23 protein-coding genes are annotated in these 26,983 nt (G+C 50.1%); 21 read left to right on the top strand and 2 right to left on the bottom strand.

Going from position 1 to position 26,983, the window contains the following annotated elements:
- Positions 1-31 precede the first annotated feature (31 nt).
- The 8 genes from Q8L79_RS12815 to Q8L79_RS12780 all read left to right on the top strand — a co-directional run bounded on the left by Q8L79_RS12815 (position 32) and on the right by Q8L79_RS12780 (position 10,905).
- Positions 32-2,248, top strand: coding sequence for a PAS domain S-box protein (locus Q8L79_RS12815; RefSeq protein ID WP_305271865.1), 2,217 nt, complete (start codon positions 32-34; stop codon positions 2,246-2,248).
- On the top strand, positions 2,241-2,873 hold the full coding sequence (locus Q8L79_RS12810; protein ID WP_305271863.1) for a response regulator transcription factor: 633 nt from the start codon (positions 2,241-2,243) through the stop codon (positions 2,871-2,873). The genes Q8L79_RS12815 and Q8L79_RS12810 overlap by 8 nt, the downstream gene beginning before the upstream one ends.
- An 892-nt stretch (positions 2,874-3,765) precedes the next feature.
- Positions 3,766-6,084 carry a methyl-accepting chemotaxis protein gene (locus Q8L79_RS12805; RefSeq protein WP_305271861.1) on the top strand — a complete coding sequence of 773 codons (2,319 nt, stop codon included), beginning with the start codon at positions 3,766-3,768 and terminating at the stop codon, positions 6,082-6,084.
- A 394-nt stretch (positions 6,085-6,478) separates the two neighbouring features.
- Positions 6,479-8,290 (top strand): GGDEF domain-containing protein, encoded by a 1,812-nt coding sequence (locus Q8L79_RS12800; RefSeq protein ID WP_305271859.1) that lies wholly within the window; start codon positions 6,479-6,481, stop codon positions 8,288-8,290.
- A gap of 321 nt (positions 8,291-8,611) precedes the next feature.
- A complete protein-coding gene (locus Q8L79_RS12795) occupies positions 8,612-9,703 on the top strand; it encodes a bifunctional diguanylate cyclase/phosphodiesterase (protein ID WP_305271857.1) in 1,092 nt (363 codons plus the stop codon).
- Positions 9,704-9,957: 254 nt separating this feature from the next.
- Positions 9,958-10,164, top strand: coding sequence for an addiction module protein (locus tag Q8L79_RS12790; protein ID WP_305271855.1), 207 nt, complete (start codon positions 9,958-9,960; stop codon positions 10,162-10,164).
- Positions 10,165-10,375: 211 nt separating this feature from the next.
- On the top strand, positions 10,376-10,609 hold the full coding sequence (locus Q8L79_RS12785) for an addiction module protein (protein WP_305271853.1): 234 nt from the start codon (positions 10,376-10,378) through the stop codon (positions 10,607-10,609).
- Positions 10,609-10,905, top strand: coding sequence for a hypothetical protein (locus Q8L79_RS12780; protein WP_305271851.1), 297 nt, complete (start codon positions 10,609-10,611; stop codon positions 10,903-10,905). The genes Q8L79_RS12785 and Q8L79_RS12780 overlap by 1 nt, the downstream gene beginning before the upstream one ends.
- 100 nt (positions 10,906-11,005) lie before the next feature.
- Here Q8L79_RS12780 and Q8L79_RS12775 read toward each other — a convergent pair whose 3' ends face one another.
- Positions 11,006-12,064 (bottom strand): acetate/propionate family kinase, encoded by a 1,059-nt coding sequence (locus Q8L79_RS12775; RefSeq protein WP_305271849.1) that lies wholly within the window; start codon positions 12,062-12,064, stop codon positions 11,006-11,008.
- Positions 12,065-12,254: 190 nt separating this feature from the next.
- Positions 12,255-14,627, bottom strand: a complete 2,373-nt coding sequence (locus Q8L79_RS12770; protein ID WP_305271847.1) for a phosphoketolase — start codon at positions 14,625-14,627, stop codon at positions 12,255-12,257.
- A gap of 584 nt (positions 14,628-15,211) precedes the next feature.
- Here Q8L79_RS12770 and hemP point away from each other — a divergent pair.
- The 13 genes from hemP to Q8L79_RS12705 all read left to right on the top strand — a co-directional run bounded on the left by hemP (position 15,212) and on the right by Q8L79_RS12705 (position 26,641).
- On the top strand, positions 15,212-15,370 hold the full coding sequence (hemP, locus tag Q8L79_RS12765) for a hemin uptake protein HemP (protein WP_370869964.1): 159 nt from the start codon (positions 15,212-15,214) through the stop codon (positions 15,368-15,370).
- 257 nt (positions 15,371-15,627) lie between these two features.
- Positions 15,628-15,876: a hypothetical protein gene (locus Q8L79_RS12760; RefSeq protein ID WP_305271844.1), complete on the top strand. Its 249-nt coding sequence runs from the start codon at positions 15,628-15,630 to the stop codon at positions 15,874-15,876.
- Positions 15,866-16,624, top strand: a complete 759-nt coding sequence (locus tag Q8L79_RS12755; protein ID WP_305271842.1) for an energy transducer TonB — start codon at positions 15,866-15,868, stop codon at positions 16,622-16,624. Before Q8L79_RS12760 ends, Q8L79_RS12755 begins: the two co-directional genes overlap by 11 nt.
- Before the next feature lie 6 nt (positions 16,625-16,630).
- On the top strand, positions 16,631-17,374 hold the full coding sequence (locus Q8L79_RS12750) for a MotA/TolQ/ExbB proton channel family protein (RefSeq protein ID WP_305271840.1): 744 nt from the start codon (positions 16,631-16,633) through the stop codon (positions 17,372-17,374).
- Positions 17,371-17,799 (top strand): biopolymer transporter ExbD, encoded by a 429-nt coding sequence (locus Q8L79_RS12745; RefSeq protein ID WP_305271838.1) that lies wholly within the window; start codon positions 17,371-17,373, stop codon positions 17,797-17,799. Before Q8L79_RS12750 ends, Q8L79_RS12745 begins: the two co-directional genes overlap by 4 nt.
- Before the next feature lie 250 nt (positions 17,800-18,049).
- Entirely contained in the window at positions 18,050-20,125 is a 2,076-nt protein-coding gene (locus Q8L79_RS12740) for a TonB-dependent receptor (RefSeq protein WP_305271836.1), read from the top strand.
- Positions 20,126-20,203: 78 nt separating this feature from the next.
- Positions 20,204-20,506 carry a hypothetical protein gene (locus Q8L79_RS12735; RefSeq protein WP_305271834.1) on the top strand — a complete coding sequence of 101 codons (303 nt, stop codon included), beginning with the start codon at positions 20,204-20,206 and terminating at the stop codon, positions 20,504-20,506.
- Positions 20,507-20,882: 376 nt separating this feature from the next.
- A complete protein-coding gene (locus Q8L79_RS12730) occupies positions 20,883-21,620 on the top strand; it encodes a PepSY domain-containing protein (RefSeq protein WP_305271832.1) in 738 nt (245 codons plus the stop codon).
- Positions 21,617-22,738 carry a 2Fe-2S iron-sulfur cluster-binding protein gene (locus Q8L79_RS12725; protein ID WP_305271830.1) on the top strand — a complete coding sequence of 374 codons (1,122 nt, stop codon included), beginning with the start codon at positions 21,617-21,619 and terminating at the stop codon, positions 22,736-22,738. Before Q8L79_RS12730 ends, Q8L79_RS12725 begins: the two co-directional genes overlap by 4 nt.
- 149 nt (positions 22,739-22,887) lie before the next feature.
- On the top strand, positions 22,888-23,274 hold the full coding sequence (locus tag Q8L79_RS12720) for a hypothetical protein (protein ID WP_305271828.1): 387 nt from the start codon (positions 22,888-22,890) through the stop codon (positions 23,272-23,274).
- Entirely contained in the window at positions 23,271-23,897 is a 627-nt protein-coding gene (locus tag Q8L79_RS12715; RefSeq protein WP_305271826.1) for a pyridoxal-phosphate dependent enzyme, read from the top strand. The genes Q8L79_RS12720 and Q8L79_RS12715 overlap by 4 nt, the downstream gene beginning before the upstream one ends.
- Positions 23,888-24,187 carry a hypothetical protein gene (locus Q8L79_RS12710; RefSeq protein ID WP_305271824.1) on the top strand — a complete coding sequence of 100 codons (300 nt, stop codon included), beginning with the start codon at positions 23,888-23,890 and terminating at the stop codon, positions 24,185-24,187. Before Q8L79_RS12715 ends, Q8L79_RS12710 begins: the two co-directional genes overlap by 10 nt.
- Positions 24,188-24,544: 357 nt before the next feature.
- Positions 24,545-26,641 carry a TonB-dependent siderophore receptor gene (locus tag Q8L79_RS12705; protein WP_305271822.1) on the top strand — a complete coding sequence of 699 codons (2,097 nt, stop codon included), beginning with the start codon at positions 24,545-24,547 and terminating at the stop codon, positions 26,639-26,641.
- The last annotated feature ends 342 nt before the right edge of the window (positions 26,642-26,983 follow it).

Below are 26,983 nucleotides of genomic sequence, written 5' to 3'. Positions count from 1 at the left end.
AACCCAACACAACAGATGCACCTGAGAAAGCATGAAATTCCTGATTATCGATAATGATGCCGTTGAGCGTTCCCTAACTTTAAAAACATTGCGCTGTGTGTTTGCCGACGCCGATATCGTTCAGGTTAGCAGCCGCGAGGCGTTTGACGAGAAAATCACCGAAGCCGGTTTTGATCTGGCGATTACCGAATATCGGCTCGATTGGACAGACGGATTGACTTTATTTAAGGAAATCCAATCCCGCTATGCCTGCCTGCCTGTCATCATGTTGACCGACGCTGGAAACGAAGACATAGCGGCCGCTGCGATCAAGATCGGCATGGCCGATTATGTCGTCAAACGCAATCGTCATTCTTTACCCGACGCAATAGAACAAAGCCTGTTTAAAACAAAAAAAGAGCATTGCAAAAACGACAACAAATTCCAGTTACATGAAAGAAGGGACCCTTTCATTTCCCGATTCACACGGGATTTCGCTTATTTCATACGCATTTCCCCGGAGGGCAAACCGGTATTCGAATGGGTCACGGAACCTTTAAAACGGCTTATCGGCGATGCCGCATTTCAGGGCGAGTCAAACCCGGCTCGCGATTGGGTATTGCCGATCCATCCTGACGATATGCCGATTATTAAGGATCGATTTAACAAACTACTGACGGGGCGCGAAGATACCAGCGAGTACCGGGGCATTATTAATGGCAGTGAAGTTCGCTATTTTAGCGATCATTCATTGCCGGTTCGCGATCTCATCAGCGGTAAAGTCATACAAATATACGGCGTCATGCAAGACATCACCGCCCGCCGTAACGTTGAAGAAAAATTGTATTTGATGCAGCATGCCATTGATTCCAGCAGTAACGGCATTGTCATTACCGGTTTGGCGGACACGGATTATGCCATTATTTATGCCAATAAAGCCTTCTTACGCATGACGGGGTATTCCCTGCAGGAACTGTTAGGCCATAATTGTCGTATTATGCAAAATAACGATAGCGATCAAGAAGATATTCATGAATTGCGCGCCGCATTGCAAAGTAAGCGCGATGCCCATGCCATTTTGCGCAACTATCGCAAAGACGGCAGTCTGTTCTGGAACGAAATCTATATTTCGCCGATACAGGATCAACAAGGCAGGATTACCCACTACGTCGGCGTGCTGAACGACGTGACTCATCGCGTCGAAATGGAAGATGCGCTAGGTAAAAGCGAAACGAGGATACGCTCTGTTTTTAATAATGTATCCGACGGCATTATCATTATTGATGAACATGGATTCATTGAGAAACTTAATCCGTCTGCCGAAAGGCTTTTCGGTTATTCCGCCGAGGAATTGACAGGTCATAATATTAACAAACTGATGCCTGAGCCCGACCGGAGTCGACACGATTCCTATTTAAAAAACTATCTGAGCAACGGAAAAGCTAAAATAATCGACATCAGACGCGAGGTGAGCGGACTCAGAAAAGACAGCTCGATTTTTCCTATGGAACTCGGCGTCAGTCGGTTCTACGTGGATCAGCGTCATTTTTTTATCGGCACGGTGCATGATATAACCGAACGCAAGAAGGCTGAGGAAGCGTTACGGGATTTATCCGGCCACCTGGAGACCGTCAGGGAAGACGAGAGAACCCGAATCGCACGGGAAATTCATGATGAATTGGGCAGTCTTCTGACCGCGCACAAAATGGATTTAAGCTGGTTGCAGAAACAGATACCGGCAGATTTGTCCTTATGTCATGAAAAAATTGCGGTGATGAATCTGCATTTAAACGATGGCATTGGTTCGGTCAGAAAAATCATTGCCGATCTTAGACCGAGTATTCTGGATCATCTAGGCTTATTAGCGGCCATCGAGTGGAAGCTTGATGAATTTAAACGGCAAAACGGTATTCAATGCGTTTTAACGGTTCAGGAAAATGATATTGTCATGGATGAAGGCCGGGACATCGCCGTTTTCCGAATTATGCAGGAAGCATTAACCAATATTGCTCAACATTCCGGAGCAACCCATGTAACGCTTGATGTTGAAACAGGTGCAAACAGTCTGATGATGAAAATAACGGATAACGGCTGCGGCATGACTAAGGCGCAGATGCACAAATCCGGTAAATACGGCATTCTGGGCATGCATGAGCGCGCCCGTCATTTTGGCGGCGAAGTCATCATCGTCAGTAAACCGGAAAAAGGAACCTCACTGGTCTTGAACATGCATTTAAAGTCATCCGAAAGCGACGGTTACCATGATTAAAGTATTAATTGTCGACGATCATGCCATCGTCAGGCGGGGACTCAAGCAAATCCTCGCCGATATTCCCGATATGGAGGTGTTCGGTGAAGCGGGTTCGGGCGATGAGGCTTTAAAGTTTATCCGGGACGAGGGTTGGAATATCATGCTGCTCGACATCGCCATGCCGGGTAAAAATGTGATGGAATTGATTAAGCTGGCGAAGCATCAATCTCCGCACCTACCCATCCTGATCTTGAGCATGTATCCGGAAGATCAATATGCGATCAGAATGCTGCGCGCCGGTGCTGACGGCTATCTCACCAAAGAAAGTGCGCCCGAGCAATTGGTCGAGGCGATTCGAAAAGTCGCTAAGGGGGGGAAATATATCAGCCCGGCGATGACTGAAAAACTGATTGCAGAATTGAATACGAACCAGAAAATACCGTTGCATACCACGCTGACCGATCGCGAGTTTCAGGTTTTTTGCGGTATTTGTGCAGGTAAAAGCATTACCGACCTTGCCCAGCAGATGACGCTCAGCGTCAAGACTATCAGCACGTATAGAACCCGTCTCATGAAAAAAATGAATATGTCCAAAAATGCCGAAATTATCCATTATGCCTTTAAGAATGATTTGCTTGATTAAGGCTTCATACTGTTCGCTGAAGTTATCCTGATACCATTCGCAGTGCACTCTATTTATTCCCTCTGTATCGTGTCAGCAACCCCCGCCGAAAGTTAGCTCGCTGTTTTTTATGTAGGAATATTCTTACATATAGTCTCTTGTAAGTCTTATCGATTTGATAGCGATTAGCTGATTTCTAACCGTTATGATTTGGCGGATAATAAAATGAATATACAAGATGAATTATTTCATGATGCTTTTCTTAAGCTTGAACAAGAAAACATGGAAATATTACTGGGTAATGACTTAATTTAATGTATATCAATAATAAATGTGGAAACAAGTTGATTGGCGCAAAGTACGGTTGAAAAACTCACAAATAGTCAACGAGACAAATTTTTACAGGCTGTTTTATTGCCGCGCTTTTATCTCCGTAAAATATTGCCGTATTTGTCACTATCATGATGACTCAAAATCAACATTGCCTTAATTGAGCAAGCATCCGGTATCGAACCCATCAAACCTTCACCCGAATAGATGCAAGTCGTAGCGACTGGAATCACCAAAAAACAAGCGCAAAGCCTGTTGATTATAATAGGGTTTTAAAGTGGATGATTATTCGGGCACCTTCCTTTTTCACTCTAAAGAAACAATACTGACCGGAATGAGCGCACATAAAAGTTCAGTAGCAATCAAGTCAAGCTGAAACCACAATCACATTTATTAATAGTATCGATTGGGAAGAATTTTAATGCTGCCAAAAGAGGAATAACACGATGATGTCCATTAATACAAGCAGGATGACGCTACGCTCGATATGGATAAATTATTAAAATTAGAACAGTTGAATCAAGATGAATATCAATAATAAAACGAACATTAGAGTTTGTGAGGGGAAAGGATGAAAATAAATATGCCTGTAACTAATCAGGAAATCCTGATGAAAAAAGGTGGGTTGCTGATTACACGAACCGATTTAAAAGGAGTTATTACTTACGTCAACGATGAATTTATCAATATCAGCGGTTATACCCGCGATGAACTGATAGGCGCTGAACATAATATTGTTCGTCATCCCGACATGCCGGCGGCCGCCTTTGAAGATTTATGGCGGACTTTAAAAGCGCTTAGACCCTGGAATGGCCTGGTAAAAAACAGAGCTAAATCCGGCGATTATTATTGGGTAGATGCGAATGCAATGCCTGTTTTTAAAAATGGCAAGGTTCATGAATATCTTTCCGTTCGACGCGCGCCAAGCCGGGAAAATATTGAAAAAGCAGAGCGGCTATACCGGCAGCTTGATGCCAAGACGGCAACAATAAGACCTACCGGTTTAGCCGCAATGGTTAAATCCATCAAGGAAATGGATGTCTGGAAAAAAATGACAGTAGCGCTGGCGGTGCTCTTGGTTCCCGTTTTCTACTTGATGTACCTGTTGTTTTTAGCGCAGGACCATTTGCTGCTGGCTGCTGTTGCAGCGTCGGTCATGATTGCATCGGCGATAGGTTTCAATGTAATCAAAAACTTCACCACGATGTTAAATAAAACCATCGGTATTTTTTATCGTCTGGCCGAGAAAAGGTTCGGCAATGTGCAGGACTTAACCCGAAATGACCTGATCGGTGATTTTCAGCGCGCCTTGTACTCGATGGAAGTAAATTTGAGTTTGGATTTGGCACAATCCAGAGACGATACCGCAAAAGCCATACGAATTAATCAGGCGCTGGATAATGTCCAATCCGGTGTCATGGTGACCAATACCAATCTTGAAATTATTTACACCAACGATAGCGTTGAACGCATGTTCAAGGCTGCGGAGAATGATATTCGCCAACAGTTACCGGACTTCAATGTCGATAAACTGATGGACGCGAGTATCGACAGTTTTCACAAGGATCCCGCTCATCAACGCCGACTGTTGGAAAACTTAAAAGAACCTTATAGTTCAGAGCTGGTTATTGGAGGTCAACATATTAATGTTATTGCCAGTCCTGTCATTGATGGTGAAGGCGAGCGCATCGGTTTTGTTGCGGAATGGAAAAATAGAACACAAGACATTCTAATTGAACAAGAGATTGGACAATTGGTGCAGGATGTTAAAGCGGGCGACCTCGGCAGCCGCATCAACATGAGCGATAAACAAGGGTTTACCAAAATGTTGTCGTCCGGCATCAATGAATTAACGGACGTCATAGAATGCGCCTTTAGTGATATTAACAGGGTCATGGAAAACATGTCCCAAGGCGATTTAACCAGTACGATTACCAATGACTATCAAGGCGTCTATGCCGAGTGCAAGAATAATATCAATGGCACCCTGGAAAAATTGAGCGAATTTATTATTCAAATCAGGGATGCGGCTGATTTTATAGACAGTTCATCGCAGGAAATGGCCAGCGGCAATAACAACCTTTCCAGTCGTGCCGAACAACAGGCGGCCAGCCTGGAAGAAACCGCTGCGAGTATGGAACAGCTTGCCAGTACCGTAAAAAATAATGCACAAAATACCGTTCAAGCGACAGAGGTTGTTAATTCGGCAAGTCAATTAGCGCAAAAAGGCGGCGATGTAGTTAAATCAGCTATCGCTGCGATGCAGGAAATTAATGAAAGCAGTAATAAGATTGCTGAAATTATTGGTGTGATTGATGAAATTGCCTTCCAGACTAATTTACTCGCATTGAATGCTTCCGTAGAAGCTGCCAGGGCGGGAGAGCAAGGTCGCGGTTTTTCGGTTGTTGCAACAGAAGTACGTAACCTGGCCCAGCGAAGTGCCAATGCCGCCAAACAAAGTAATGACCTGATTCAGAACAGTGTCCAAAAAGTCCGTGCCGGTACCTCGTTTGTTAACGAAACAGGTGCGGCGCTAACTGAAATTGTCGAAAGTGTCGCGAAGGTTGGCGAGATTGTGGCGCACATTGCCAGTGCCAGCTCGGAACAATCGGCGGGTATCGAGCAAGTCAATCAAGCAGTTTCTCAAATGGACGATATTACCCAGCAAAATGCAGCTTTAGCGGAACAAGCAGCGGCCGGCAGTATTTCCATGAGTGAACAGTCTGCCAGCATGACCAAGTTACTCAATTTCTTTAAAGTAAATTCGAAGAATAATTCTGCACCCGTTAAAGCAATCGCGCGAAGTAAAGCGCCAGTAGTTCCAATAGTGAAGCCGGCGCATGTAAAAACCGCGTCACATGGCAATGCAAAAAACAATGACGACGAGTGGGAAGAGTTTTGATCTGAGACATAAGACCGCTTATCGAATTGTCTCCGGCGCAAAATCGGTCAAACCAGATGATAACCTGGTGCTTCTAAGAATTGAGAGATCCGATGATCGATTTTTAAAGGCACCCATTATCCGCTGCTCGGCGACTTTACCGTGTCCGGCATACTGCTAAATATCGTTTAAAAACACCAAGCCGACTGACTCCTGCGGTAGGTTCAGCCGGGGTGTATTATTAATCCCAAGCCACCGACTAAAGTATATTTTTTATATACTTATCAATAAAATACACAACACTTCTCTGTCTCGAATCATGTACTGAAATATTCATGTCATCATGAAGAAATATCCCCGTCATAAAAGCCCTCTATCCTGCTGCTAACCTCAACTTGCATAGGGGCTCTATCAGATGCCGGATCTACGCAAAGAAATAATCAGTATCCTTGACGGCAAACTATTAACCCCGTATTTCCAACCTATTGTTTCCTTGACTCAAAAGAGAATCATGGGTTACGAAGCACTAATTCGCGGCCCATCCGATAGCCCGCTACACAGCCCGTTTAACTTATTCACCACTGCCGAACGCTTTAATTTAAGCACAAGACTGGAGTTCCTCTGCCGGGAAATAACCATACAGCGCTACGCCGACCTGGGCATTAAAGAAAAACTGTTTATTAACGCCAGTCCTTTGGTGCTACTGCAACCGGAATTTAAAAAAGGCGAAACACTCAGGTTACTCGACCACTACGGCGTCAATCCGCATTCTGTCATTATTGAATTAACCGAACACAAGCCGTCCGATAACTACGAAATCATGCGCGCCTCGGCCAAACACTACCGGGGCATGGGTTTTGAGATTGCCTTGGACGACTTGGGCGCCGGTTATTCAGGGCTAAGACTCTGGGCTGAATTACTGCCTGAATATGTCAAAATAGATAAACACTTTATCCACGGCCTTGATGACGATCAGATCAAACTTAATTTTGTTCGTTCAATTCAAAGCATGGCGGTCTCTCTCAATTGCAACGTCATTGCCGAAGGTATCGAATCAGAAGAAGAATTTAAGGCCATAGAAAAACTTGGCATAACCCATGCCCAAGGCTATTATTTTGCCAAGCCAACGGCTATTCCCGCAGAGAAAATAGACACTTTACTGTTTGCTACCGTCCAGACCAAGGATTACAAAACGGTTCCATTTAATAACGCCGTAACGGCAGTTCATATCATCAGAGACATCACGCCTATTTCATCAAAAACCACTATCAGTGACGTGATGAATCTGTTTCATCACAACAGTGAACTAACCATACTGCCATTGGTCGATGACAATACGGCTTCGGGCATTATTTTTCGTGACAAATTCCTCACCAAACTGTTCTCCAATCGATATGGTATTGACTTACATGGAAAGAATCCCATAAAAATGTTTATTGAAAATACACCGTTATGTATTGATAAAAACATGCCCATCGATTTAGTCAGTAAACAACTGACATCATTAATGACTAACGACTCGGCCTTTATCATTACCGATAACGGGGCCTATATGGGCATAGGCACGCTGCTGGATTTACTCGCCGAATTTACCCGCCAGCAAATTGATAATGCCAGGCACGCCAATCCCCTTACCTTATTGCCGGGTAGCGTTCCCATCAATATTCAGATCAATCAATTACTGGCCAACAAAATACCTTTCGGTTTCGGCTATTTTGATCTTGATAACTTCAAACCCTTTAATGATATTTACAGCTACGATGCGGGCGATGACATCATCAAAGCCGTTGCCAATGTGCTAATTAACTACATTCCGGCGGAGAGCGGTCGGGTCGGACATATAGGCGGTGATGATTTTATTGTGATTTTTACCTGCGATGACTGGTTAATCCGCTGCGAAAACATACTGGAAGCCTTTAAAAATACTGTCCCATCCTATTACCGTAACAGCGATATAAAATCCGGCGGCATTCATACTGAAAACAGGGCGGGAGAAAAATGCTTTTTCCCCCTGATCAGTCTGTCCATCGGACTGGTAGACCCTGTAGCAACCGGTCAGTGTCAGTCCCATGTCGATATAGCCGATTTAGCGTCCGAGGCAAAAAAAATGGCCAAAAAAATCGCAGGCAATAGTTTATTTATTAACAAACGAATGACCGTAAAGAATTCAGAAAACTTTCAATCCCTTACACATAGCTCAACAACCAAATTGCATGCCGTTAAGTAATCCTGATGCGTCACTCCGTGCAGGTAAAACATTAAACGCGCTCTGAAAAGGTTCAAAATGTTTAAATATATCAATTTCAAATCCCGCATTCTGTTTGGTTTTCTTGCCATCATCAGTTTAATTAATTTATCCAATACAGCGCGCGACACCGTGTTGGTAAACCATAAGAACTAACGGTAGTAATGCCCTCCGCAATATTGAAAACGTAGCGACATCCAAATCGAAGCCTCAACTGCACGCTGTTGCCAATGGCGATTGAATAATGAAATCTTCTTTGCTGCACCGACTACCGATGACAACCCCAGCCCTCGCGAGAAAGTTATGACAAAAAAACTGAATAAAAAAATATTAAGCGCAAGGCAGGATCAATACGCCTTAATAAAAAAACAAATCAACGCAATGGGAGCATTGCATAAGAACGAGGGCAAACAACATATATTCAATACACAACTGACCCAACTGATCAATACGATCCCCGATGCTGTCCTGTTCAAGAATAGAGAAGGACGCAAACTAATCACTCATCAGCTGACCCAAAGTCTTTTCAAACAGCTTGACCTTGATTGGTACGGCAAGACAGATATAACGCCTTCCTTAGCGCACAAAAAGAGACGAACCGATCCTGAGCATAATCGGATGTCGTTGAAATCCGAGCTACGCCTTGCGTTAGAAAAACGCCAGTTTATGCTTTACTACCAAACTCAGGTAGACAGCGATCGTCAAATGTTCGGTGTAGAAGCCCTGTTGCGCTGGGAACATCCGCAATACGGGCTGATTGCCCCGGATCAGTTCATCCCCATAGCGGAACAATCAGACCTGATCCTGCTCATCGATACCTGGGTGCTGCAAACCGCCTGCGAACAACTCAAACTGTGGCAGAGCGACCCGCTTAAACAGGATTTACTGCTTTCCGTCAACATCAGCCCGCGTCAATTCAGCCATCCAAAATTCGTTGACCAACTGCGCCGGATACTGGAAAAAACCGGCATCAACGCGGCACGGCTAAAACTGGAACTGACCGAAAGTCTGATGTTGCACGGCATTTCCAACACCATCGAAAAAATGAAGGCGCTGAAACGGCTTGGCGTCCGGTTTTCAATGGATAATTTCGGTACGGGTTATTCTTCATTAAGTCATCTTAAAAAATTACCCATCGATCAGTTAAAGATCGATCAATTTCTGATGCGCGACATCGCCATAGACAGTTGCGATGCAATGATCGTAAAAACCATCATAGACATGACCCATAAACTGGGGATCGACGTGATTGCCGGAGGCGTGGAATCCGAACAGCAATTTGCCTGCCTAAAACAGCTGGGTTGCTCCTCCTATCAAGGCTACTTGTTTGGCAAGCCGATGCCGTTGAATGAATTTGAAGAACTGATCGCAGATCGGGTTAGCGTAGCGTCGTAACCCGGCCTACATAGCTTTCTCGTTCTCACGCGCTGCGACTGCGATTAAGCTAAGGGCATGTTATTGATGCCATATAATCAAATGAGCTAAAGTCAGGCAACGAAAAAACTGTTGACCTACAAAGCTAACGAGCCGGTCCTTTCCGCCGCATTGTTGCCGAGTCGACGGAAGGTGTGATTGCAAGACCAGTGCTTTTCCTTTAAGGTTAAGCTGTTCGTGGTAAAGACGCAATATCAATCACAGGTACTTCCTATATGAGCATCGAAGAACTTCACAAGTTATCCGCCGTAGAAAAGCTAAAGATTATCGAGGCGCTTTGGGGGGATTTGGTCAGTGACGAAGATAATCTCTCCAGCCCGTCTTGGCATGAAACCGAACTCATAGAGACTGAAAAAAAATTTCTCTCCGGAGACAATGACGTGCTGGATTGGCAGCAAGCCAAGAAAGCATTACGTTCGTAATTTGAATGAAAGTTCAGGTTCTCCGGTCAGCCCCGTAGGGTGCGCACCGCGCACCATTTGTGGATTTTAGAGTCTCAGCGACATCGGAAAGACGCATGATGCACAGCCTATGCAGCTTGTCTCGTATGAAAAAGGCAGCATATACTATGACTAAAGCGGTTTTTTTAGACCTAATCACTTTCGTTAAATTTTTAGCCCTGATAATACTTCCATGAATCCTTCTACCGTCACCACTGAATACATGAAACTGTCCGTTTCTGAACGCATCCAGCTCGTCGAGGACATATGGGACAGTATTGCTGCGGAAGCGCCTGATGATGCCCTTGGCTTGTCTCAAACTCAAAAGGCTGAGTTGCATCGTCGTGTTGCTGAGCACCAAGCCGATCCTTCCTCAGCAGTTCCGTGGGAACAGGTTCGGGCTAAGTTGTTTTCCGATCGAACCTAATGCAGGTGGTGCTCCGTCCAGAGGCAGCGCAAGAGCTTCTGGAGGCTCAGGCTTGGTATGAGTCAAAAGCACTGGGGCTTGGATTTGAGTTCGCCCGTGCTGCTGACGCGGCTGTTGCATCTGCACTTCGTAATCCTTATGGGCATTTGCGCATTGAAGAATGTTTTTATCGGGTGCTATTTCGTAAATTTCCTTACACACTCATTTATCTGCCAAGCCCAAATGAGTTGCTGGTGATTTCATTCTTCCATCAACATCGTGAGCCGGGTGTTTGGCTGGAGCGGTTTGGTAGCTAATAGCGATAAAACCGGGGTATCAATTCTGAACCAAGAGAGGGCTGGCTGGTTTTATAGAATCCCTGTCGGAATGTCTATTCCGTCCTGGACGTTTGACTATCTACGGACAAACACTTAAGCAAAGATTGCGAATCATCACTTCCTCATCGGCCGGAACAATCAGCACCGGCTTGTGACCGGCGAGGCCGATTTCATTCATCCCGGAATGGTTGGCAGTGTTATCTAAAGTAATCCCCAGAAAAGCCAAGGGATCGCAGATTTTTTCACGGACTTCTGCCGAATGTTCACCAATGCCGCCGGTAAAAACCAGCGCATCGATACCGCCCGCTTTTGCCGCAAAACCGCCGATCGCCGCCCTCACCTGACGGCAAAAATAGTCGACGGCAAATTGGGCATTTTCACTGTTACTCGAAAGCAGCTCATTCATTTCCGAACTTTCACCCGCGGACAAAGCCATCAACCCCATCTTGTGAAACACCACATCGCTCAATTGTTCGGGATCATACCGCTTCGCCAGTTCCAGCATCACGCCGGGATCAAGGTCGCCGCTTCGGGTTCCCATCGGGATGCCGCCCGCCGGGGTATAACCCATCGTGGTGTCCACGGATTTCAGGTTTTCCATCAGGCACAGACTGGCACCGCTACCCAAGTGTGCGACGATAATTTTTTTATAAGCTACATCGCCCAAAATCCCCTCAAGAATTTCAGCGATGTAAGCATAATTGAGTCCGTGAAAACCAAAACGGTGTAAGCCAAGCTCGTTTGGAATCGGCAGGCGCTTGGCCAACTCGGGCATGGCAGCATGAAAAGCGGTATCGAAGCAGACGATTTGCGGCGTATTGAAATGTTGCAGGCATAAATCCAGTCCAAGCAGGTTGCCCGGCAAATGCAGTGGGGCAAGATGAATCAACTGTTCCAGCCTGGAACGTTCGGCGGCATCGACCTTCATTGCCGGATCGCTATTCTCGCCGCCATGAACAAAACGATGCCCCACCAGCTCCGGCATTTCACCCGCCAAATCATGCAGCAGTTGGTCGAACGCTTCCCGTTGATCATGTACATGCTCATAGCGGAAGTTGCATCGCGTACCCTTAGCGGAAAACAGGCTCGCCTTGAGGGAAGACGAACCGCTGTTGATGGTTAGGACTGAACGGTTCATCGTAAAAACGGAGATTCGCCCACGAAAAACACGAAATAAAACCGGTTCAGCCATTCATCCTTTGGGCAACTATCTTCGGCAATTGTTCCATGCAGTGCTCTACCACCTGCCCCCATGCAGTCGACAGCCTGGTATTTCATTTTTCGTGTTTTTTGTGATTTTTGTGGATAAATTATCTTTTCCAGGTTCATCAATACGGCCATACCCAGTTGTCGACTTCGGGCAAATCGGTGCCGTGCTCATAAGCGTAATTGCGGCATTCAATCTGTTTGTCCCGCATGCTTTCTTTCACATGAGCGCCCGCCACGCGCAAAGCCGGAACGCGATTGATTGCATCGATCACCAGGCTGAAACGGTCGATCTCGTTCTGGATCGCAAGTTCCAGCGGTGTATTGATGCTGCCTTTTTCCTTGTAACCGCGCACATGCAGGTTCTTGTGGTTATTGCGACGATAGGCAAGGCGATGGATCAACCAGGGATAACCGTGAAAATTGAAAAGGATAGGTTTGTCCAACGTGAACAGGCTGTCGAAATCCTTGTCCGATAAACCGTGCGGGTGTTCTGTTTCAGGCGTCAACTTGTAAAGGTCGACCACGTTGATAAAGCGAATCTTGAGCGCGGGGAAATTCTGGCGCAGCAACACCACCGCAGCCAATGCTTCCTTGGTAGGAATATCCCCGGCACTGGCTATCACCAGATCCGGTTCGACGCCTTGGTCGTTACTTGCCCAACCCCAGATGCCGATACCTTTGGTGCAGTGTTTGATCGCCGCATCCATATCCAAAAATTGCAGATGCTTTTGTTTGTCGCAAACGATAACATTGATGTAATCGGTGCTTTTCAAGCAATGATCGGCAACCGACAACAAGCAGTTCACGTCAGGCGGCAGATAGATGCGCGTCACCTCGGGGCTTTTGTTGACCACCACGTCGAGAAAGCCCGGGTCCTGATGGGTAAAGCCGTTGTGATCCTGACGCCATACGGTGGAGGTAATCAGCAGGTTAAGCGATGATACCGGCGCGCGCCAAGGGACTTCCTTGGACATCGCCAACCATTTGGCATGCTGGTTGAACATCGAATCGATCACGTGTACAAAAGCTTCGTAGGTGGAAAAGAAGCCGTGACGACCGGTCAGCAAATAGCCTTCCAGCCAGCCTTCCAGGGTATGTTCGGACAGCATTTCCATCACCCGTCCGTCCGGCGACAATTCGCCGCCGTCGGAATCTTCCGGCAGATAGTCGGCCAGCCAGGTTTTTTTGCTAGCTTCATACACGTCGTCCAGCTTGTTCGAGCTGTTTTCGTCGGGGCCGAACACGCGGAAATTGTTCATGTTCAGACGCATGATGTCGCGCAGGAACTTGCCCAGCGGACGCGTGTTTTCGGCGCTGGTGGTCCCCGGTTTGGTCACGACGGCTGCATACTCGCGGCAGTCCGGCATATGCAGGGCTTTGCGTAACAGGCCGCCGTTGGCGTGAGGGTTGGCGCTCATACGCAGTGCGCCTTTCGGCGCCAGCGCTTTAAGTTCGGGTAACAAGCGGCCGTCCCGGTCGAACAGTTGTTCCGGTTTGTAGCTGCGCAGCCAGTCTTCCAACTGCTTAAAATGCTCCGGGGTATCGCGCACGTTGCCCAGCGGCACTTGGTGAGCGCGCCAGAAGCCTTCCACTTTCTTGCCGTCAACCTCTTTCGGCCCGGTCCAACCTTTGGGCGAGCGCAACACGATCATCGGCCAACGCGGGCGGACAGGCTTGTCGCTGCTACGCGCTTCCTGCTGGATACGGCGGATTTCCAGAACACACTGTTCCATTGTAGCGGCCATGGCTTGGTGCATGGTGTCCGGGTCGCTGCCCTCCACAAAATGAGGCGTCCAGCCATAGCCCTTGAACAGGTTTTCCAGCTCCTCATGCGAGATGCGCGACAAAATGGTCGGGTTGTTGATCTTGTAACCGTTGAGATGCAGGATCGGCAGCACCGCGCCGTCGCGGATCGGGTTCAGGAATTTGTTGGAATGCCAGGAAGTAGCCAGAGGTGCGGTTTCGGATTCGCCGTCGCCGACCATCACCGCAACGATCAAATCCGGATTGTCGTAAGCTGCGCCGAACGCATGCGAGACGCTGTAGCCGAGTTCGCCGCCTTCATGGATCGAGCCCGGTGTTTCCGGTGTGCAGTGGCTGCCGATACCGCCCGGAAAGGAAAACTCTTTGAAGAACTGGCGCATGCCGTGTTCGTCTTCGCTCTTGTTCGGATAAATTTCGCTGTAAGCGCCTTCCAGGTAGACCGGACCGAGTACGCCCGGTGCACCATGTCCCGGACCGGCCAGAAAAATGGCATTCAGATCGTACTTGTTGATCAACCGGTTGAGATGGATATAAGTAAAGGAAAGACCGGGACTTGAACCCCAATGCCCCAGCAAGCGACTCTTCACATGCTCCATCTTGAGCGGCTCGCGCAGTAGCGGATTGTCGCGTAAATAAATCATGCCTGCCGCAAGGTAGTTGCAGGCGCGCCAGTAGGCATCAATCTTACTGATTTCTTCTTGAGGTAGCTTTGTCGCTTCGGTGGTCATAACTTATATATCCGGGTTTGTTTTATAGGGAACAGAACTCTCGACATTAAACCCTCTCTCCGTTACGCCTGTATGACGATCGACTGAGATTGCCGAGTAATCGCTCTAAAAATAATTTGAAAGTAACACTTAGACATCAATTTTTGTACCATCATGTTCCTACATTTATTCGTTTTTTCCAATTTTAATCGGCTTGTACGGGTGTTTTCAGCAATCACGAACTTGTAAGTTATTAAAACACACAAACAGTGTTGTTCTCTGTCCGCCATTTGCCGATTAAAAAGCCGGGCAAAAATGAACCGCTTGCCCTACCCCGCCACATATCTGCATCAATTCAAGTCAGCCCATGCAATTGATATAAATCATCTTTTCTTGACTCAATGCTGATTGATTTCACTGACTGATTAAGCGTGTGTTACAAGCGCAGGATTTAAATAAGAATAATTATCAACAAGTATTGACTTGCCAAATGATAATCATTACTATTTGTACCCATGGACAAACAACCTTTCTCTACACTCGAACCATTAGACATAATGCTTTCTACAAAGCAGGACATAACACCGGCTTTACGACCACCCGAGATGGTGGAAGTGCCGACAGTGACAGGATCACAGCCGGTGCGACAGCGTTTACAAAGCACGGAGCTGTTTGGCACAGCGCGCGAGATTGTTATAGAACATGTCGGTGAGGAATACCGGTTGCGCTTGACTCGTCAGGGAAAGTTGATCCTGACCAAATAATTCGATTATTGCATTTTATTGTCGGCAGGCTATTTTCTCCTCACCTGCAGTCAACCTCTCCTCCTGATATTGAGGAATGAGCATGCCGACAATAAAATGCAAAAAGTAAAAATAAATAGCCAGCCATCCAATACATTCAGGTATTGGTAGCCAGCCAATATTAGAAGCGCGCACTGCAAGTATGCAGTGTTGTCTAAACGCTGCACACAGCAGCTTCGGCAGACTTTCTCCTGCCTAACATTTGAATGGTGAAATCAATGAATTCAAATAAACAGCATAAAAAAGTGAGCCTCTCTAATAGCGGTGAATGTCGCGTGGTATTTTGCCCTGATTGCGGCACCTTGGAGATCAATTTCGGTACCTCAACGATACGCACCAATTATGAATCGCTACAAGTACTTAGCTCGGTCTTAAACCACGCCAAGGTACGGCTTGCCAAAATCCATGATGCAACAGCGGGAAATGACACTACGCAGCAAGTAAGGAGGATCGGCCGTGTTCACTAAAATGATCTTCCCCACAGCCTCTTTCTATTTTCTTGAAACCCGTCCTGCCCCGTTGCTGGGGAATATGACTTACGGCGGAACTACAGATATCAGTAAATCACCATGGCTTGCGCTGAGTCTGGTGCTGTGCGCGCATCTGGCGGTGTTTGCGGCATTGCGGCCACAACCGCAGCCTTTACCCGTCGAAACACTCCCCGAACCCATCATGGTTAGCTTGCTGAGTGAGCTGCAAGCAGCGCCGCAAAAGCCGACGCCTCCCCCGGCGTCGATAGAAAAGCCGCAAAAACCCGTCAAGAAACCAGTCAAAACACCGGTCAGGAAACCTGTTGTACCGGCCGTAAAGCCAGCAAGTCTGCCAACCGCTCCGCCTGTGGAACAAACCTCCCTGCCCGCAACGCCGACAAGCTCGCCCGCTGCCGAATCAGCGACAAAGCCGGCAAGCAAAAATATTGATACGCAGACATTTCAGTCGCCAAACTTCAATGCCGCTTATTTAAATAACCCGCCCCCCCGCTATCCGTCACTGTCGCGGCGACTGGGCGAACAAGGCTTGGTGTTGTTGCGTGTTGAGGTGACGGAAGACGGCGCAGCCAGCTCTGTAGTATTGCAAACCAGCAGCGGTTCAAACCGCCTTGATCAGGCTGCGCTGGAGGCCGTCAAGAAATGGCAATTTGTTCCCGCCAAACGCGGCGAGCAATCGGTTAGTGCATCGGTCGTTGTACCGGTCAGATTTTCAATAGAAGGATAAGTCATCATGCAAGCAGAATATCTCTTAGACAACCTGAAATTCATCAGTCAAGGCGGCGCCGTGTCTATTACCGTAGCGGTGGGGCTGTTAGCCATGTCCATAGGAAGCTGGACTTTAATGGTCATCAAAGCGATACAGTCACGGCGTTTAAAAAGCAGCAGTATGCGTTTCTTGGCGCGTTTTTGGGACGCTTCAACCCTACCCTCAACCGCCATGACTGAAGATTTAAAGAAAGCGGAAAATCCGTTTGCACGTCTTGCCGTACAAGGCATCAACGCTGCCGAGCATCATAAGCGTTACACAACGCAACTTCTGGCGGAACAGACAGCTACCGCACCGCAACAGCACTCGCGGCACGATGAGTTTATCGCCCAGGCGCTCCGCCGCACGATCGGCCAGGAAGCCATGAAACTGGAAACGGGCCTCACCTTATTGGCTTCGGTCGGCAGTATTGCTCCCTTCATCGGATTGTTCGGTACCGTCTGGGGAATTTATCATGCCCTCGGCACTATCGCCGTCGGCGGTCAAGCGACGGTAGACAAAGTCGCAGGCCCGGTCGGCGAAGCCCTGATCATGACCGCGTTCGGTCTGGCGGTAGCCATTCCCGCCGTACTGGCCTATAACGCCCTGGTACGCGACAACCGCCTGTTAATGGGAGAAATAGAGACTTTCGCGCACGATCTGCATACCTACCTGACCACCGGCATACCATTGGCTACCGAATTAGCGTCAACGGAGGTTTTATTATGATGGGTTCAGGCGGATTCGGCAGCGATAATCACCATAGCCAGCCGATGGCGGAAATCAACACCACGCCGATGGTGGACGTCATGCTGGTGCTGCTGGTCATTTTCATCATTACCGCGCCGCTGCTGACGCATTCGATCAAAATCGACCTGCCGCAAGCCGGCAGCCAAACTAACCCGGAAAAGCCCGACACTGTTACCCTGTCGATTAATGCGGAAGGCAAACTGTTTTGGAATGACACGGCATTTGAAGAGACCGAACTTGCCTCGCGACTGACGGCGGCGGCGCAGAAAAAGCCTCAACCCGAACTGCATTTACGCGCCGACAAAACCACAAACTATCAGCAATTAGCCATGGTGATGTCCGCAGCACAAAATGCAGGAATAGAAAAACTGGGCTTCATTACCGATCCGAATCTAAAGAAATAAAACCGCCCTAACTCACTTTCAATCTTACATCCAGCCAGCCAAAGAGCCCTTATCGCTTGTATAGCCAGCAACTATTACAAAATACAGGCTCTTACATGAAACCTTCAATCCAACTCAGGCAAAGGCACGTCAACGCGGCATTGCTGCTTTATCCGATGCGGAAGAAACAGAGGATAAAAAGAAGCACCGCAAAGAGAAAAAACACGAAAAAGAAAAGCATCAAACGGACTACAAAGCCGCCGAAATCACCTTGGCCGAAACCAGGGTAACTTCATCGACATTGCTGGAACACCAAAGATTGTCTAACGAAGTGCCGCAAGCCGGCATCGCGCGCGAGGAATTCGGACAACGCAACAACCGCCGCCTGGGGGATGTGCTTCAGCGCTTGCCGGGCGTACAGATGGGCGGCCCGCCCGGACAGCCACAGGATATTCAACTGCGTGGACTCGACAAGGAATTCACCCGCACTCAGGTGGACGGCGTTCGTTTGCCGGACGGAGGCGAAAAGCGCGAGTTTCAAGTCAACCGCATTCCGTCCTTTCTGGTCGAGAAAGTCACGGTGATTCGCAATCAAACCGCGGAGTACGAAAGCGACGGTTTGGCCGGGCAAGTGGATGTCAAAACCCGCACCGTACCCAAGGGCAAACCCCAGGCGGAAGCGCGTCTGGGCTACGGCGGCCATGATGACGGTTTGGACGGCGACATCATTCACGGTTCGTTGGGCTTCGGTTACCGGCCGGTCGATTGGTTCGGCGGCAGCGGCGCTTTCGATTATCAGGACAATACCGTGGTGCGCCCTAAGTTCAAGTTATTTTCTACCGGAAAAACCGAAGACGAAAATGAAACCGGACGCCAGGAATCGACCAATTTTTTCGGCGATCTGGCTACCTTTTATGACGGCGGCGAATTTCATTTTAAGCCGATGGTTTTGGAACTCGACAAGGACACGACCAAAACGAAAACGGTGCGGGAAAAGGGCAAAGTCGCCACCCAGGAAAATGAACATGAAGACGCCCTTCAGAGCACCTATGGCCTGGGCCTAAGTCATCGCCATACCTTCAAGCAAGGTTCGGTGTGGGAATCCCGCGCGGGCTTTTATCAAAGCGAGGAAGACAAGGATAAAACCAAACCGGTGTTCAAGGAGACCAAGCTCAATAGCGGCCTGTTCGCCCTGGACAAAACCACCCTGGAAAAAGAAGACAAACAAGACAAAACCTGGGATGTCGCCAGCTCACTGCGTACGCCTTTTACCTTGGGATTGCCGCAGGAATTGAAATTCGGCGTGGCATTCCGCCAGCGCGAACGGGATCGCGGCAAGCTCGCCCAGGAAGTCAGCAAAGCGGGCAAGCTGACCAATGCCACCAAGCCGAAGGACAAGTACGCCCTGGAGGAAACTTACTATGCGGCTTTCATCCAGGATAATCTTTGGTTTACCGACCGCATCAGCCTGATGCCCGGCATCAGGGCCGAGCATGTGGCGCTGCTGTCCGCCACCGGCGACGGCGCGAACGCCTCGAAAAACACCACCGACCTTAATCCGTCATTACATTTTTTGTACCGGGTTCGCGACGATCTCAGTCTGCGCGCCGCCTTTTCCAAATCGCTGAGCCGACCGAAATTCGACGAGCTGTCGCCTTTCGAACAGGACGACGGCAATACCAAGATCGTAATCGGCAATCCCGATCTGGATCCGGCGCGCTCCTGGAATTTCGATGTGGGCGGCGAGTACTCGATTGCCGACCTGTTTTTCGCCATCAACCTGTTTCACAAGGAGGTCTCCGATGTCATCGAGGAAGTGGATACCGGCGTCAACCGGGGCACTAAAGACATCTTCCAGGTGGAAAATGTCGGCGATGGCTGGACCCGCGGCATCGAACTCGAACAACGGCTCGGCCTTGGCTGGACAGGTTTGGATGCTCTGAGCGGCGTTAAACTTTGGGCCAACGAAACCCTGCTGGAATCGGAACTCACCGACAAAACCGGCAAGCAACGACCATTCAAGAACCAACCGCGTTTCCTGACCAATGCCGGGGTCGATTATAACTACGCGCCCTGGGGCACCACCTTTACGCTGGCCTGGAACTACATTCCCGAGCAGTGGGAAGATAAACCGGATGGCACCGCTAAAGCCATATTGCCGTCATCAACTTTCGACCTGTCCGCCTACCAGCACATCTACAAGGGATTTTCCGCATTCGCCGAAATCAATAACCTGACCGACGAGCATCGCGCCGAAAACGAATATGCTGTGAACGGATCGACGAGCAGCGAAAAAGTGGAAACCTACGGCCGAACATTCCTGGCGGGCGTGAAATGGCAATTTTAACGTAGGGGCAATCCCTTGTGGTTGCCCCTACTAAACCCTGCTGTAACAACTCATTTTCAACAACAAAGGTAAATAAAAATGAACAAAAAACTGATCGGTATCGTACTGGCTTTAAGCATTCCTCTGACTGCGATGGCTGTTGAGGATACCCAGGCTGAAGTCAATAAAAAACTCGAACGTTTAACCAAAGACCTGAGCCTTAACGCGGAACAACAAGCCAAAGTTAAAACCATTTTTGAACAGAAAGAACAGAAGAGCAAAGTGTTACGCGATGAAGTTCATGCGCAAATGCAGCAAGTTCTTACACCGGAACAACTGTCCACGATGGAGGAGAAGCATAAACATCACGGTCACAAAAAAGCAAAAGACTGTGATAAATAAAACCTGAATTCAGTTCATACATTGAGGGGGATTTGCTTGCGCAACAGGCAAGCCCCCTTGATGTGAAAGTATCAGGAGTTTGGAGTACAAACCTAGGTTACCCCTCGTTCCCACGCGCTGCGTGGGAATGCAGTGTTGGACGCGCTGCGTCCCGTATATGCTGTGACTCGCGGCGCAGCGCGCCTTGACGGCGTTCCCACGCAGCGCGTGGGAACGAGAGCATCCATGCGGTATCGCGACTCTTTGACGAAGCTGTGTATAACGATGAGAGCTGGAGTCTGGGAGCGCGGATCCGTGTTCCATTTTTGTGCGGACGAGCGGTGAGCGGTGACCTTAGACAGTAAATCACCAAAAACACTCTTCAAAGAGGAAACCTATGAAAATCAATTGGCGAACTTGGCATGCATGGCTCAGCGTGATATTAAGCCTGCCCCTATTTATTATCGGTGTCACTGCCGTATTTATCGCACACGGCAAAACGCTTGGACTAAGCAAGATGGATATTGATGCGCTTTGGCTGCCCGGCTACGCTATGGCAGTAAGCAAGAAGGAGCCGGTTGTCGTTAAGGTGGCACTTGCGGCCGATGGCGTTTGGTATGTCGGCGGAAAGACCGGCCTTTTCATCCTTAGAGCAGGCCGAGCCGAAGCAGTGGAAGCGCTGCGCGGCGGCGACGTGCGCAGTATCGCAGGCGCAACCGATAAGCTCGTGGTAGGCGCCAAGACCGGTGTTTGGCTGGGCGGCGGCAACGATTGGCGAAGGATCCATGACACCGAGGTGTTCACGGCAGGCACCCTGCCGGATGGTGCGATTTTCGCTGCCCCGACAACCGGCGGACTGGTAGTCAGCCGGGACGGCGGGGGCACTTGGTCAAAAGATGCCGTCACAATCGATGCCCTGGCTTTGCTGCCTGCCGTCCGCGAGGAGACGCTGACCATGAACAGGCTCATCATGGATTTACACACGGGCAAGGCCTTCCTGGGCAAACACTGGGAATGGCTGTGGATCGATATTCTCGGAGGGATCATGATTTTTCTTTCCCTGACCGGTGTGTACCTGTGGTGGATGGGGCAGCGGCGCAAGGCTTTAGCTTCGGCAGGATGGCAGCATTTATGATTGCGGCAATTCTGGGGGCGGTGAGCCTGACTGTCGGTTGCGCTCTATTCCTGTTCTTGGCTCACGGCCTATGGCTGACATGGCAACCTCACCGGCGCAAGCACTGCGCCCGTCGGCTTGCAATGCCCATCAATCTGTCCGTCCTGAAGCGCAAAGATTTCAACGACGGGCTGTTTACGCTGACACTGGCTCATCCCAATGGCCGGATGCTCCCCGGCTATCGGCCCGGGCAATACCTGACATTGCTGATTGAAGCGGATGGCAACCGGTCATCGCTTAAGCGCTGCTATTCGCTCGCTTCCTGGCAACCTAATCCGGCCTGCTATGAACTTGCAATCCGGCAAGTATCCGGCGGACGGGTATCAACTTGGCTGCATCGGAATATGCAGTCCGGTTCCAACATCCGGGTGTTACCGCCGCGCGGGGAATTTACGCTGCACGAGTCATCCGGCGATGTCGCGCTGATCGCCGGAGGCATCGGTATCACGCCTATCCGCGCCATGCTGCATGCACTGCTGGCCGACAACGATTTAAAACAAGGCCGCATCGTTCTTTTTTATGCGGCGCGATATTTCGACGACTTGCTTTACCACAAAGAGTTTATTGCCGCCGCAAGGCAACACGCAAACTTCCGCTACCTGCCGATCCTTTCCAAGCCAGGGCCGGACTGGCAGGGCCAATGCGGGCGGCTCGATGCGCAAACTGTGCTGCACCGGCTTAATGATTTTTCGCAAACGGATTTTTATCTCTGCGCCGGTTCTTCGATGATGGACGCTATTAGCGCAGGGCTCCAAGAATCCGGGATTATAACCGGACGCATTCATTTCGAACGATTCAATCCCGGTGAATTCAACGCCGACGATACGACCTATCGGATTACTCTGGAGGGATACGAAGCGTTTGAATTTAAAGGAGCGCCAACCCTGCTGCACGGACTGGAGCAGGCAAAAATCGCGGTTGAAAGCGATTGCCGTGCCGGGCACTGCGGCGTTTGCCGAGTCAAGGTTCTGAGCGGAAATGTCCGCTGGCTATTGCCGAAGGAGGCAGCATTGGCCGAAGATGAAATCCTTAGCTGCTGCGTGACGCCGCAAAGCGACTTGAGCTTGGTTAGACCATGAGCATCTTGTCCTTTTCAGGTGCGGATTTGTCGCACCTACAGCGTTAACAGGCAAACATTAAACAGATAGAAATCCCCTTATTTAGCCAGCCATCACTTGGGTGTGAATAGCCAGCCAGAAACAACACAACCTCAACGAGGAAAATGTTTATGCGCTATTACCAAAATCAAGTACTGCCGCTAACCACCGCTACATTACCGGACGCACCCTATTCCAAAGCTACGGAGATTACTCCGCAGCCGCGTTCTGCCGTGAAAGCGAAAAGCTCAGGTACTTTTACCGCAATGCAAGAATCAACCTGTCATAAAGAAGCGGCGGAGCTACTCCGTAGCGAAGCCGCCGTTAATGATATTCCGGTCACTATTAGCGCACGAGATTATCGCGCATTAAAGCGGCGCTTGCCGCCTGAAGAGGCTGACTTCTTCCGTAAGAATCCCGGAGCGGTGGTTGCTCGCAATCTACGCCGGTTCGGCAGCACCCACTTCCACATCGGCGCGCCCGGCCTCAATGTATTGCGCAGCAAGGCGGCCCAATGATCTTGCACAGCATTCTTAACGGCATCGGGGAAACGCCCATCGTCCGCCTGTCGCGTTTGTTCCGCAATTCGCCATGCGAGGTTCTCGCCAAGCTGGAAATGCTCAATCCCGGCGGCAGCGTCAAGGACAGACCGGCGCGCTATATTATCGAACGCGGTCTGGACGAAGGCACTATCCAGCCGGATTCGCATATCATCGAAAGCTCGTCGGGCAACCTCGCCATTGCCTTGGCGATGACGTGCCGCATTCACGGCTTGCGTTTTACGGCGGTAGTCGATCCGAAAATCTCGCCGATCAATTTAAAGATCATTCGATGCTACGGCGGCAATATCGAACTCGTGACCGAGAAAGACAGCCAAAACGGCTACCTGGAAACCCGTATCGAGCGTGTCAAACACCTGTTGCGCGAGCAGCCGGATGCGGTATGGATCAACCAGTATGCCAATAAACGTAACTGGCAAAGCCACTACCACGGCGAGGGCGAAGAGATCTTGAAGTCTCTGGATCGGCCGGTGGATTACCTGGTGCTGGGCGTCAGCCGCCGTTTCCGGCAGGAAATCCGTTTACGTACGCGGCTTGCACCTATCCCATTAGCGCAAGAGGGTAAGCCGCCATGCGCCTGAAAGCCCGCTTGCAACTGAATGATCCGTTATACGGGCTGTTTTGCTCGACTCCGGCGGCACTATCCGTCGAGCTTATCGCCGCGCCCGGACCGGAGACTTATACCCGCCCAAAACGACCCGCCATCGGTTTCCGTCGCCGCTACCCGATTGCAATATTTCGTTATGGCTGCTGCAAGACCGGAGCGCATCGCCGCTTTTCTCGTCCACAGTACGACCCGTTGATCGGCTTGCGGCAAAACGATGAGGAAGTCCGCCGAACGGGGGGTACCGTCCAGGTTCGATGCTGTTGACTTAATCGATACAAAGCCCTCTCCAGAGGGAGAGGGTTGGGTGACGACTGCAAGGACAGGAAATGATCCAGTCATTTCTCTGCATTCCCCCCATCCTTGTGGGTTATGCAGGAGGTAGAGCAAAGCAGGGAGCAGTCGCCGAGGGGAAATCAGAATAAGGAAAAAAGCTTATTTTATCCCCCTCATCCCCACCTTCTCCCTCAAGGGAGAAGGTGCCCGCACTCTTAAGTCAACAGTATTGCCGCCCAGGTTTGTCACTCGATCAGGGAACCTTCCCTAGCCGCGCTCCATAACCGACTGCTTACTTTGCACGCGCACCTTATTTTTCATACGCATCAACCTAAAGAGGTATCATTCATGCAATTTCATTTACCCACCCTAGCAAGCGGGCTTACGCTGGCATTTTTGCTTCCCCAGGTAAACGCCCAGACGCCGGATCAGGCCGAACCGGCCACGCAGCTTTCCACCGTGAATGTGACAACCGGGCAGAACAAGAGCTTCAAGTCCAATGTCGTTCAGGTCGGCACGTTCCGGGACATGGCGCCGCTCGACGTTCCGCAGACCAGCAACGTGGTCACGCGCGAGGTGCTCGATGCCCAAGCGGCAAGCACGCTGTTCGGCGCCCTGCGTAATACCGCGGGCGTTACCCGCGCGCAATTGAATGGTTCGACTTACGACAATATTTCGATTCGCGGCATTCTGGTGGAAAACCGTAGCAATTACCGGCTGAACGGATCATTGCCGGTCATCAATCTAATCGACATTCCGCTGGAGAACAAGGAACGCGTCGAAGTGCTCAAAGGCGCTTCGTCGCTTTACTATGGCTTCGTGCCGCCCTCGGGTATCGTCAACATGGTTACCAAACGCGCAGGCAATGCCCCCATTACCAATGTTTCGGTGCTGGCCAATCAATACGGCGGGACAAATGGACACATTGATCTGGGGCGGCGCTTCGGCGACCGGCAGCAATTCGGCGCGCGCGTCAACCTGCTCGGCGGCCGCGAGGACATCGGCATCGACAATTTTTCCGGTTACCGTGCGCTGACCTCGGGCGCTTTCGACTGGCTGGTCAACGATAAACTTTCCCTGAAATTCGATATTGAACATTACCGCAAAGAAGCCTCCGAGCAGGCGGGAATCCAGGTGCCTGCGGCGGTCAACGGCGTTATCACTTTGCCCGGCGTGCCGGTTGCGCGCCAAAATCTCGCCGGAGAATGGCAGAAATACGACGCCGAGGCCACTAATCTGCTGCTGCGGGCCGATTATGCGATCAATGACGATTGGGCCTTGCTATTCGAGGCCGGTAAGGCGGAAACCTTGCGCGACCGGAATTTCTCCCAGTTCCAAAATTATAATCTCGCCACCGGCCAGGGTACCCTGCGCACTTTCTTCCAGCGTGGAGCGGAGTGGAATAACGAGAATATTCGCGGCGAAGTGTTCGCCCGCTTTCCGGGCGAGTGGATCACGCATGAAGTGTCGCTGGGCGTTACCGGCAATGAGCGCAGCCAGGATCCCCGCTCCTCCTCCACGTTCGACGTGGCGCAAAACCTGTACAATCCGGTTGACATCGCGCAACGCTCTCCGACCGTCCCATTCACTTCAAATCCGTCGAAAATAACGGACCTCGGCGCCTATTTATCCGATCACGTTTTGCTTGGCGAGAAATGGCAAGCCATGCTGGGAGTGCGCGGCAGCGACTATGAGAGCGTCGGGGCTACCTCGCGTTTTAAGGCGGACACCATCAATCCATCGCTGGCGCTGATGTATAAACCTCTTACTAACGTGTCTATCTACGGCAGTTACATCGAAGGGGTTGAGGAAAGCGGGCAGGCGCCGGCCAACCGGGCCAATAATGGCGAGATATTGGCCCCGGCTGTGTCGGAGCAGAAGGAAGCCGGCGTGAAGGCGGAGCTTGGAAAAGGGATATTGCTGCAGGCGGCGTATTTCGACATCAAGCGCGCATCGACTACGGTAGACTCGGCCAACCGCTTTGTGCTGAACGGCATGGCGCAATACAGGGGCGTGGAATTGTCGGCCGCCGGCGAAGTGACCCCGCAACTGTCGCTGATCGGGTCGGCCATGTTCATGGACGCCAAGCAGCTGAACGCCGCCAATACGGCAACTTTCGGCAAGACACCTGATAACACGCCGGAGCAAACCGCCAGCCTGTTCGCAGAGTATCGCCTGCAAAGCGTGCCGGGACTGGCGCTCAGCAGCGGGGTGCATTACGTGGGCAAGCGTCCGGTCAACAACGAAAACCAGGCTTTCGTCGATGATTACGCAGTGCTGTCGCTAGGCGCGCGCTATGCGACCCGGGTTGCAGGCAAACTCACCACGGTTCAGGCGGTGCTCGACAATGCGACCAACAATAATTACTGGAGCACCGCAGGTAATGGCTTGCTGGGGGTCGGCGCACCGATCGCGCTGAAGCTCACAGCCAAGGTCGAATTCTGATCGTCGCTGCCAACGTTGCCGACAATCACAGGCGTTATATGCAGCATAGTTCTTGGCGGAGCGCGTAGTTTCGACCGCCAAGGAGGGTGAAAGTACCGCGTTGCAGGAGCATTCTTTGTAGAAGCGGAACTTGCCTCGCGACTGGTGGCGGAGGCGCAAAAAAAACCAACCCGAATTGCATTTACGCGCCGAGCGAGCTACACCGTAGTACCGGAAACCGGCCGGGATCATGTCAGCAGCACAAAGCGCCGGGGTTATGAAAATCGGCTTTATTACCAATCCAAAGCAAAAGGAATAAGCCTGTTTGAGCACAAGCCGGCAACATCCGGTCTGCGCCTTGTG

Source organism: Methylobacter sp. (genome assembly GCF_030680395.1).
In the GTDB taxonomy this organism is placed as follows: domain Bacteria; phylum Pseudomonadota; class Gammaproteobacteria; order Methylococcales; family Methylomonadaceae; genus Methylobacter_A.
The sequence above is the reverse complement of the archived record's forward strand: the minus strand, read 5'-3'. Positions and strand labels throughout refer to the sequence as shown.